Source organism: Demequina sp. (genome assembly GCF_016278765.1).
GTDB lineage: Bacteria > Actinomycetota > Actinomycetes > Actinomycetales > Demequinaceae > Demequina.
In genome coordinates, this window is record NZ_JADQBE010000006.1 from 1 (window position 1) to 10345 (window position 10345).

General features: G+C 65.5%; 11 protein-coding genes. 9 read left to right on the forward strand and 2 right to left on the reverse strand.

The annotated features are described in order from the left end of the window. Positions 1-1175: homoserine O-acetyltransferase (locus tag QZZ29_RS00440; RefSeq protein ID WP_366478757.1), on the forward strand; the 1175-nt coding region annotated here is incomplete at its 5' end. Positions 1176-1196: 21 nt separating this feature from the next. Here the strand turns inward: QZZ29_RS00440 and QZZ29_RS00445 are convergent. Continuing rightward, positions 1197-1946, reverse strand: coding sequence for a prevent-host-death protein (locus QZZ29_RS00445; protein WP_291380516.1), 750 nt, complete (start codon positions 1944-1946; stop codon positions 1197-1199). Positions 1947-1951: 5 nt separating this feature from the next. Beyond that, entirely contained in the window at positions 1952-2962 is a 1011-nt protein-coding gene (locus tag QZZ29_RS00450) for a transcriptional regulator (protein ID WP_291380518.1), read from the reverse strand. A 126-nt stretch (positions 2963-3088) separates the two neighbouring features. Between QZZ29_RS00450 and QZZ29_RS00455 the strand changes: the two genes are divergently transcribed. The 8 genes from QZZ29_RS00455 to cysC all read left to right on the forward strand — a co-directional run bounded on the left by QZZ29_RS00455 (position 3089) and on the right by cysC (position 10296). Continuing rightward, positions 3089-3334, forward strand: a complete 246-nt coding sequence (locus QZZ29_RS00455; RefSeq protein WP_291380520.1) for a helix-turn-helix transcriptional regulator — start codon at positions 3089-3091, stop codon at positions 3332-3334. After that, on the forward strand, positions 3318-4529 hold the full coding sequence (locus QZZ29_RS00460) for a HipA domain-containing protein (protein ID WP_291380522.1): 1212 nt from the start codon (positions 3318-3320) through the stop codon (positions 4527-4529). Before QZZ29_RS00455 ends, QZZ29_RS00460 begins: the two co-directional genes overlap by 17 nt. A gap of 100 nt (positions 4530-4629) precedes the next feature. Beyond that, complete coding sequence (locus QZZ29_RS00465) at positions 4630-5247, forward strand: VanZ family protein (RefSeq protein WP_291380523.1); 618 nt, start codon at positions 4630-4632, stop codon at positions 5245-5247. Between the two features lie 139 nt (positions 5248-5386). Continuing rightward, on the forward strand, positions 5387-6142 hold the full coding sequence (locus QZZ29_RS00470; protein WP_291380525.1) for a 3'(2'),5'-bisphosphate nucleotidase CysQ: 756 nt from the start codon (positions 5387-5389) through the stop codon (positions 6140-6142). Further along, positions 6139-7044 carry a sulfate adenylyltransferase subunit CysD gene (gene cysD, locus QZZ29_RS00475; protein ID WP_291380527.1) on the forward strand — a complete coding sequence of 302 codons (906 nt, stop codon included), beginning with the start codon at positions 6139-6141 and terminating at the stop codon, positions 7042-7044. The genes QZZ29_RS00470 and cysD overlap by 4 nt, the downstream gene beginning before the upstream one ends. Beyond that, positions 7044-8291 carry a GTP-binding protein gene (locus QZZ29_RS00480; protein WP_291380529.1) on the forward strand — a complete coding sequence of 416 codons (1248 nt, stop codon included), beginning with the start codon at positions 7044-7046 and terminating at the stop codon, positions 8289-8291. The genes cysD and QZZ29_RS00480 overlap by 1 nt, the downstream gene beginning before the upstream one ends. After that, positions 8291-9226 carry a sulfite exporter TauE/SafE family protein gene (locus tag QZZ29_RS00485; RefSeq protein WP_291380531.1) on the forward strand — a complete coding sequence of 312 codons (936 nt, stop codon included), beginning with the start codon at positions 8291-8293 and terminating at the stop codon, positions 9224-9226. The genes QZZ29_RS00480 and QZZ29_RS00485 overlap by 1 nt, the downstream gene beginning before the upstream one ends. Further along, entirely contained in the window at positions 9223-10296 is a 1074-nt protein-coding gene (gene cysC / locus QZZ29_RS00490; RefSeq protein ID WP_291380534.1) for an adenylyl-sulfate kinase, read from the forward strand. Before QZZ29_RS00485 ends, cysC begins: the two co-directional genes overlap by 4 nt. Positions 10297-10345 lie beyond the last annotated feature (49 nt).

Below are 10345 nucleotides of genomic sequence, written 5' to 3' on the forward strand. Positions count from 1 at the left end.
CGGTGCCGGCGTCGGGGGCCTGGCGCCCCGGCGACCATCCGGGCGAGCGGAAGTTCCTCCATATCGGGGATCTGCCGCTCGAGGCCGACCCCTTGGGGCTCCTCCCCGACGTGACCCTCGCGTACGAGACGTGGGGCGAGCTCAACGAGGCGCGCGACAACGCGATCTACGTGTCGCACGCCCTGTCGGGAGACAGCCACGCCTACGGGCATGCGGGCCCCGGCCACCTCACGGGCGGCTGGTGGAACTCCCTCATCGGGCCCGGACGGCCGCTGGACCCCACCCGCCACTTCATCGTCTCCGCGAACATTGTGGGCGGCTGTCAGGGCACCACCGGACCCGCTCACCCTCACCCCACGGACGGCCGTCCGTGGGGTTCGCGCTTTCCGTGGCTGACGCTGCGCGACATGGTCGCGGCCGAGGTGCGCCTCACCGATGCCCTCGGGATCGACGCGTGGCGGCTCATGCTGGGGCCGTCCATGGGCGGCATGCGCGCGCTGGAGTGGGCGGCCACCCACCCCACGCGCGTGCGGTCCATCGCGGCCGTGGGCACCACCGCGGCCACCACGGCGGAGCAGATCGCCTGGGCCGCCGCACAGGCCGCGGCGATTCGCGCCGATGCCCGCTTCAACGGGGGCGACTTCTACGACGCGGCCGACGGCGAGGGCCCGCACGTGGGCCTGGGCATCGCGCGCATGATCGCCCACACCACGTACCGCTCGGAGCCGGAGTTGCACGAACGCTTTGGGCGCAGCGTGCAACCAGACGACGACGGGGTTGCGGGCGACATCCTGCACGGCCCGGGCGAGCCGGGCTCGGGCCAGTACGCGATCGAGTCCTACCTGGCGCATCACGCGGACAAGCTGGCAAGGCGCTTTGACGCCAACACCTACCTACGCATCGCGCATGCGATCAACACGCACGACGTGGGTCGCGGCCGAGGCGGCATCGAGGCCGCGCTGGCAAAGTTCCCGGGGCTGGCGCTGGTAGCCGCGGTCGACTCGGACAGGCTCTACCCCCTGTCCCACTCCCAAGAACTGGCGGACGCAATACCCAACTGCGACGGCGTGGACCTGCTCCACTCGGACGTGGGCCACGACGGCTTCTTGGTGGAGTCGGCTGCGCTCAACGAGTTGGTGGAGGGCCTCTTAGAGCGCGTCGACGCGGCGGTCTAGCGCGGCTGCGCGACCAGGGCGTTACCGACCACACGCGTCCAACAGAATCGCCGCGACATCCTCGATGACCTCCGAGGTGACGTCCGTCCCTCCGGCGCGCTGCACCTTGCGTGCCATGAGCGCGGGGTTCCCGAGCAGCACGCGGTTCACAAACTCGGCGCAGTCGCTCGCGATGATCGGGTCAACAGCGCGAAGTTGAGCGCGCACGCGCTCGCCGGCGTCTGGATCGAGGGTGAGGCGAACAATGTCGAGGAGGTCCGTGCCCTCCTTCGCGCTGCCGCGGTTCTGGACCGACTGCAACTTCATCGCGACCAATGGGCCCGGCTGCGCGACACGAGCCTCCACTCGGAGCATTTCCGTGCCACGGTCCATCACGGTGATCTCCACAGGCGAGGACGTCTCGATCGCCCACAGGTGAGACATCGCGTAGAGCCGGTCATCCGTCACCTCCGAGTCGCGCGCCACCTTGGCGGAGACCACCTCAATGACGTCGACCCGCGCACGCCCAAAGTCTGTGTCCAACTCCACGCCGGCGGGACCCGCAGTTGTCGCGTCCGAGCGCGCCAGCAACGTTTCCAGTACGGTGACGCCGGCTTCGCGGGCTCCGCTCGCGGTGTCGAGGTCGGCCGTTACCCGCTCAGCAGAGCGTGCACGGCACAGCACGGCGATCCCGCCGACCACCACTGGAGGCACTCCAGTGGCGCGCTCCACTTCACCTATCGCCGCGACGAGTGGAGTCATCGCGCCGTGCGTGAAAGCCACGTGATCCATGGGAGCTACCACACCCGGTACGGCGGAGACCAGGAGTCGAGGACTTCACGACCGCGACCGGCGTCGGTCGCCAGGTCGAGCGCGACGTACAGTCCGCGCGCTACCGGCCAGTCGAGGTCGAGTTCGCGACGGTTCACGCAGGCCCTCGGCACCGGAGGGACAATGACCGCACAGGCGGCTGCAGCGCGGTCGCTGGCCTGACCCAGAATCGCCACAGCCCGCCTCGCCGCGGCGCGCGACGGCACGTAGAAGTCGACACGGGCATCTGCTCGAACTCCCACCGGCGCCCCGTCGGCCGCGGCCGCATGGTCGCCGGTCATGGCCCAACCCGGGCCGTCCGTCACATCGCCGCCGAATCCGAGCTCGAGTGCGTCGGGGGAACGGCCCGCCTGCGGGAGTCGTGCGAGATAGGTTCGCCTGAGGTTCCACCGTCCCGCGACTCGCCAAAAGAGCTCGGCGTCCGCGTCGAAACCCTCGGCGCTTATCAAGCCCTCCAAGCGCATGGCCTTCACCACCTCGGACACCGTGCTGGGCGCGCGCTTGGTGGTTCGCGCAAGTTCGCGCACCGTGTGACTCGACCGTGGCTCCTCGAGGATCGCACAGGCGACTTCGAGGCCGGCGCGACCCCCGATCGCGTCCACGCGTTCCGGGCGGGATCGCAGTGGTGGCACGTCGCTGTCGATGACGAGCCCCGGTGCACGCAGCCTGAGGTGCCCGCGGAGGTCGAGCCAAGCCCACTCGAGTTCCGTGAGCCGAGCCCGTGCGGATGCAGACACTCTGTCCGCCACCACCACTCGGACCAACGGAGGGGAAGGCGCTATGCGGAGGTCCGGGTTTCGCTCGGTCGCCGAGTCGGGGAAACTCGCCCACCGCTTGACCTTCACGGGGTACGTCCCGGTATCGGTGATGATGGTGAGATCCGCGCCCGTGTCATTGCCCTCGGTGAACTCGAATCCCACTCCGAGGAACTTCAGCGTCTCCGCGAGCAACCCTTCACCCGTGCTGAGTTCGTCCATGACGCCATGCTACCTAAGTGTTCGGCGTTCGGTCCATACCGAACACCGAACACGTACAGCAGTTTCCCTATCGTGATATTCCGATAGGCATGCGGTATCGTGAAATCACGAAACAAGGGGACCGTCATGTCACAACACACCGCAAGGCTCCACGCCCCCGCAGACTTTGGGCTGGCCATCCAACAGGCGAGGCTTGAGCGCGGGATGTCGCAGAAGCAGCTCGCCGAGCAACTCGCCGTCCCGCAGAGCACTATCAGCGAGATCGAGGCAGGCAAGTCGACCATCTACTTGCGCCGCCTGCTGGGTCTCGCGCGAGCCACGGGTATCGAGTTCACCGCGACCTGGGGAGGCGACGATGCCGCTCGCGGTTGAGCTTCACGGGACGATCATCGGCACCCTTGAGGGCGACGCACGGAGTTTCGATTTCATCCCCAGCGCCGAGGCAGTAGAGCGGTTCGGTGCGAACAGCTCCGTGCTCTCAGTCGCGATTCCACTCGTTCCACGGCAGCGCCGGGATCAGTCGGGCCGGCGCCGGAACTGGTTCGCTGAACTGCTCCCTGAGGGCGATCAGTACGACTACATGTTGCAGCAGGCTGGACTCCGTGCAGGCGATACGCCACGGTTTCTGGCTCGCTACGGGCGTGACATGGCGGGCGCCTTGCAGCTGTGGGACCTCGATGACCCCGCCGAACCCGCGGAACCCGGCGTCAGGCCAGTCACGGCAGCTCAGATCCGTGGCCTGCTGGAAGACCCGATCGGATCACCGCTTGCCAATGCACCCCAGGTGGGGAAGTCGTCCCTCGGCGGTGTACAGCCCAAGATTGTGCTGGCGCGCACAGATGAGGGGTGGGCCCAGGCGCTCGGCGGTCACCCCACCACGCACATCCTGAAGCCTCAACTCAAGGGCGACAAGGCGACGGTGATCTTTGATGAGGAATATGGATCGAGGCTGGCGCGCCGAATGGGACTCGCAACGTTCCAGACGCGGGTCGAGGAGTTCGATGGGCTCGCGGCGCTGGTGATCGAGCGTTACGACCGCGTGGACGGTCAGCGCGTCCATCAAGAGGACTTCAGCCAGGCGCTCGGGGCGAGCCAGAACCAGAAGTATCAGGAGATGGGCGGCGTGGTGAGCCTGAGGCGGGTCGCCGAGACCCTCGTGAGGCATGCCCCGGGACAGGACCTGGCGCGCCTCGCCCGCATGGTGATTCTCGCTGTGGGTATCGGCAATCTGGACATGCACGCCAAGAACATCGGCCTGTTGCATCCGGCCGATGGCTCTGTGCAGTTAGCGCCCGCCTACGACGTGGTGCCGCAAGCGCACCTCAACAACGATGGCAAAATCGCCCTGGCGGTCAACCGGAAGTACCGGCACGGGGACATCACCAGGGACGATCTGCTCGCCGAGTTCACCTCGTGGGGGCTCAACCGGGCCGCGGCCACCATTGCGGACACGCTCGATCAACTCGCGGAGGCGGCCACGGATGAGGTTCCGCTCGACGGAGCCTTTCCGGCCTTGCAGGAACAGATACTGGGGTTCATCGAGACGCTGCGCGGAGGCGCGGTCTAGGGACACCAGACGCACGGCGGTCACGGCGGGCTCCCGTAGGCTGAGTACTCCGAGCAAGACGGCCGGAATCGAGCACTCACTGATCGGGGGGGGCGGACACGTGGACTGGGGACGCATCGAGGACGTGCTACGGGAGTGGCTCACGCCCATGCCTCGCGCCGGCACCGTGATACTGCTGGTGGGTGCGATCGCGCTGACGTGCTTCGCATTCGCCGCCTGGCGGGGGTGGCTACAGGGGCTGCGCGGGGTGATGTGGTTGGGCCTCGGCACCGCGGTAAGCGGCATTCTGGTGGCGACGCTGGCTTTCCGGCTTGGCGACGCGCCACCGCCCGGAAAAAGCCGTGAGATCGTTCTGGACCCGTTCGAAGGGATGCGCCACGCCGCCAGCCTGCAAGCCACGCGCGCGGAGTCGGCGAACTTCTACGGCAACATTCTGCTGTTCATCCCGCTGGGCTTTGTGTTGACGTTCCTGTTCTATGGCTGGCTGGTCGCCCGAGTTGCCACCGCCACCGTGACGGGCGCAGCACTGTCGGGAGGCATCGAGCTCGCGCAGACCACGATGACCCGAACCGCCGACATCAACGACATCATTCTCAACGGCAGCGGGGCCGCGTTCGGGGCCGTCTTGGGGTGCGGGGTGCTGATCGTGTCAAGAATCTGGAAGGCGATAGGACGATGGGTGGACCGACGGTCTGACGCCCAGGTGTCGCGGGCCTGAGGTCGCGCAACGGTTCTTCTGAGACCACAAGCTCCCGTGGGCGTGCCAACGGAAGTACGACAGAGGTACCCCTCTCGTCCATGCTGGGGTCTCAGTCGATCGTTGGTAGGGTGTTGAACTGGCTACGAGGGGGTCAATCTTGAATTCTGATGCGCAAAGCGCAGCGGAGATCGCGCGCGTCGCAGGGCGAGCGCTCCTGGATCTGCGCGAAGCCTTTGATGGAGATGTCGGCGGCAAGGACCGGGGCGTTCGCGGAGATGCCGAATCCCAGCGCATCATTGCATCCTTGCTGGCGGAGCGATTTCCAAGTGACCTGGTGCTCAGCGAGGAGGCCAGCGATTCGTCGGCGCGGCTATCCGCCGACCGTGTGTGGATCATCGACCCCTTGGACGGAACTCGTGAGTACGGCGAGGGACGCTCTGACTGGGCGGTCCACGTCGCGCTCTGGGAGCGCGGCGAGTTGACGGTGGGAGCGGTAGCCATTCCCGGCGAGGGCTTGGTCCTCGACTCCGCCTCGGTGACGCCCGTTCGCGCACGCTCATCGTCGATCGTGAAGCTCGCGGCTAGCCGCTCGCGCCCTCCGACCGTCACCGAGGCCGTTCGCGCGGCGCTCGACGCCGAGCTCGTCCCCATGGGTTCCGCTGGAGTGAAAATCGCCGCCGTGGTGCGTGGCCAAGTGGACGCTTATGTTCATGCCGGCGGCCAATATGAGTGGGACTCCGCTGCGCCGGTCGCAGTAGCGCGGGCCGCCGGGCTGCATGTTAGTCGCATCGATGGTTCGCCTCTCCTCTACAATATGGCGAACCCCTATTTGCCTGACCTGGTGGTCTGCCGCCCCGAATTGGCGCAGGCCATTCTTGACGCCATTGCGACCGCGGACGGAGATAATGCATGACCGGCCAGCAGACGCTCAGCCAACTCGATGCGCTTGAGGCTGAAGCGATCCACATTGTGCGTGAAGTTGTCGCACAGATGGAGCGACCGGCACTGCTGTTCTCCGGCGGCAAGGACTCGATCTGCCTGTTGCATGTGGCGATCAAAGCGTTCGCGCCTGCTCCGGTGCCAATGCCGGTGGTCCACATTGACACCGGTCACAATTTTCCCGAGGTGCTTGCGTTTCGCGACCAGATGGTCGAGCAGTATGACCTGACCCTGGTGGTGGGTTCAGTTCAGGACGCGATCGACCGAGGCATTGTGCGTCCCGAGCCGAACGGCTCGCGCAATCGCATCCAGACGCCGGTGCTGCTCGACACCATCGAGAAAAACAAGTTCGACGCCTGCATGGGCGGCGCCCGACGTGATGAGGAGAAGGCTCGTGCCAAGGAGCGCGTGTTCTCCTTCCGCGACGACTTTGGGCAGTGGGATCCTCGCAACCAGCGTCCAGAGCTGTGGAGCCTCTACAACGGCAAAGTGCACCCCGGCGAGAGCATCCGGGTGTTCCCGTTGTCCAACTGGACCGAGTTGGACATCTGGGACTACATCCGCGCGCGAGATATCGACGTGCCGAGCATCTACCTGGCGCACGAACGCGCCGTGTTCGAGCGCGACGGCATGCTCATGGCCGCAAACGAGTTCTGCCAACCACGCGATGGCGAAGTGGTCGAGACGCGCAAGGTGCGCTATCGCACCGTTGGCGATGCCAGCCTCACTGCCGCTGTGGCGTCCGACGCCGACACGCTGGACAAGATCATCGAAGAGACCGCCGCCACACGCCTCACGGAGCGCGGCGCGACTCGTGGTGATGACCGAGTCAGCGAGGCGGCCATGGAAGATCGCAAGAAGGAAGGCTACTTCTGATGGACCTGTTGCGATTTGCCACGGCCGGGTCAGTTGATGACGGCAAGAGCACACTCATCGGACGCCTGCTGTTTGATTCCAAGTCAATCTTCCAGGACCAGTTGGACAGTATCGAACTTGCCTCCAAGAATCGCGGCAACGAGTACACGGACTTGGCACTGCTGACGGACGGCCTTCGCGCAGAGCGAGAACAAGGCATCACCATCGATGTCGCGTATCGCTACTTCGCCACACCTCGACGCAAGTTCATCATTGCGGACACCCCCGGTCACCAGCAGTACACGCGCAACATGGTCACCGGGGCATCAACGGCAGATTTGGCCATCATCCTGGTTGACGCCCGCAAGGGTCTCACCGAGCAGAGCCGACGCCACGCGACCATTGCCTCACTTCTGCGGGTGCCACACGTGGTACTGGCAATCAACAAGATGGACCTTGTCGACTGGTCGCAAGCGCCATTCGACGAGATCTACGAAGAGTTCTCGGACTTTGCCACGAAGCTCGACATCCCGGACCTCACCGCGATCCCGCTCTCGGCGCTTGAGGGCGACAACGTCGTCGACCGTTCCAAGCACATGGATTGGTACCAGGGTGCCTCGCTGCTACACCACCTCGAGCACGTCCACATCGCGTCAGATCGCAACTTGCAGGATCTGCGATTCCCCGTGCAGTACGTCATCCGTCCCCAGCACAGCGCCGCTCGCGACTACCGTGGGTTCGCTGGCACCGTTGCATCAGGGATTCTCAAGGTGGGCGACGACATCATGGTGTTGCCCAGCGGACTGCAGTCGCGTATCGCGGCGATCGACACCCCCACCGGGCCGGCGGACCAAGCATTTCCGCCCATGTCGGTAACGGTGAGGCTCGAGGACGAGATCGACATCTCGCGCGGCGACATCTTCTGCCGCGTGGGCAACCACCCCGCACCCACGCAGGACATCGACGCCACAGTGTGCTGGATGGACACGGATGTCCTGACCGAAGGCAGGAAAGTGGGCATTCTCCACACCACCCGCATGGCGCGCGCAGTGGTGCGAGAGATCCCGTACGAGTTGAACGTCAACACGCTCCACCGCAATGAGGACTCCCACGTGCTGGGCCTCAACTCGATCGGGCGCGTCAAACTCCGGGTCACCACGCCGCTACTGGTCGATGATTATGCGGACAACCGCACCACTGGGTCTTTCATCCTGATCGACGAGGCCACCAACCGCACCGTCGGCGCAGGAGTGGTCCGCGAACGCTGATGGACTTCGCCCTCCTCTTCGTCGCCATCGGGATCGGTGTTGTCGTCGGCCTCACTGGGATGGGTGGAGGCGCCCTGATGACGCCAGCGTTGGTGCTGTTCTTCGGCATCCCGCCATTGACTGCCGTCTCCAGCGACGTCGTAGCGAGTACCTTCATGAAGCCAGCTGGATCCTGGGTTCACATGCGCCGCGGCACCGTGAACTGGCAACTCGTGAAGCTGCTCGTGTATGGGTCGGTGCCAGCGGCTTTCGCTGGCGTTGTCGCGATCAGACTGATCGGTCATCAAGAGGACGTACAGCATGTGGTGAAGTTGGCGCTAGGCGCGGTGTTGATTATCGCGTCCCTTGGCCTGCTGGCACGTGCCTACCTCAGGCTGCGCGAGTACGCGATGGAGCGCGACGGGCGCGCTGCGAAACTGCCCCAGGATCGCCCGAGCGTGGTTGCGCGACCGATGGCGACCATTGCAGTCGGAGCCATGGGCGGCCTCATGGTCGGCATGACATCGGTCGGAGCCGGATCGCTCATCATCATCGCGCTCATGGCGCTGTACCCGAGACTTAAGGCGTCCCAACTTGTGGGAACCGATCTCGCACAGGCGGTACCGCTGGTTGCAGCCGCGGCCATCGCCCACCTGGCATTCGGTGACGTTGACTGGAGTGTCGCGTTGCCGATCATCCTGGGCTCGATTCCGGGCGCATGGCTCGGTGCGCAGTTGTCCAGCCGCGCGTCGGGCGGGCTAGTACGGCGAGCGTTGGCCTTGGTGTTGTTGGCGTCGGGCCTGAAGATGCTCGGAATGCCCAATGTCGCGACACTCTGGATGCTCGCTGGGGCACTTGTGGGAGGCACACTCGCGTGGGGATACACCCGCCACCGTCTAGGCTTTGACTTCTTTGTGTGGCAGGCACGCCGAGCGGCCAAGAAGGTGGCGCCATGACCCTGCAAGTGAGGCTCAACCAGTCGCAGCTCAACGAACTGGAGCTCGTCATGGCTGGGGTCTACGGCGCGGTCGCGTACTCCTTGCCCGGGCCGGATTCCCGCGTGGCGACGTTGCGTGTTCCCCTCAGCGCCGAGCACGGCAACGAGCCCTTCGAGTTGCTCGACAGCGACGCAACTCCCATTGCACGCGTCGATCCAAGTTCCACGCTGCCAGCAGACGCTGTCACGTGGGTTGCAGGCCCGGTGACCCGGCTGCGCGACCCAGCGTCACAGCCATTCGAGGACTTGAGGCCCGGTAAAGGGACCCGGGTGCCGAGTGCGCTGGTATTCCTTGACGACGGACACGACAATCCGCTGGCCCGCGCAGTACATGGGGCGCCGAGCGACACTGCGGTCCGGGTGCTTCCTGTGCCGGCTGCGGAACACGTGCCCGCACATGACCGCCCGGCACACCTCAGTTGGCTCGCGCACAAGGCCTTTGCGGACGAGGTGACCATCGACAGATCCGCACAGGACTCGAGCGGGGGCGGCACAGTGGTTCTGCTTACCGGGCTGTCCGGCTCGGGCAAGTCCACCATCGCGCGGGAGCTCGCGCGGAAACTGCGGGAGACCGGCGACCGGCCGGTCACCCTGCTCGATGGCGACGAGGTGCGCAGGATGCTGTCCAGCGGCCTGGGCTACTCGCGAGAGGACCGCGAGCTCAACGTGCGCCGCATCGGCTGGGTCGCCTCCCTCGTCAGCGCGCATGGCGGTATCGCGATCTGCGCCCCCATCGCACCTTACGAGTCCATGCGCGCCGAGGTGCGCGAGATGGCGGAACGCGTGGGTCGCTTTGTGCTTGTGCACGTCGCGACTCCACTCGAGGTATGTGAGGCGCGCGACCGCAAGGGCCTGTACGCCAAAGCTCGCAGCGGGGAGATCAAGGAGTTCACGGGGATTTCGGATCCCTATGAATCGCCCACCGACGCAGACGTCACGGTGGGACAACTCGATGAGCCTCTCGAGGAACTTGTGGAACGCCTAATGAAGAGTGTTGCAGTCGGCAGCACCGAGCCCGACAAGATCTAGGGCGTGTCTCCAATGTTGAGCGGGGTTTTGGCTTGATGCTGGGCACATG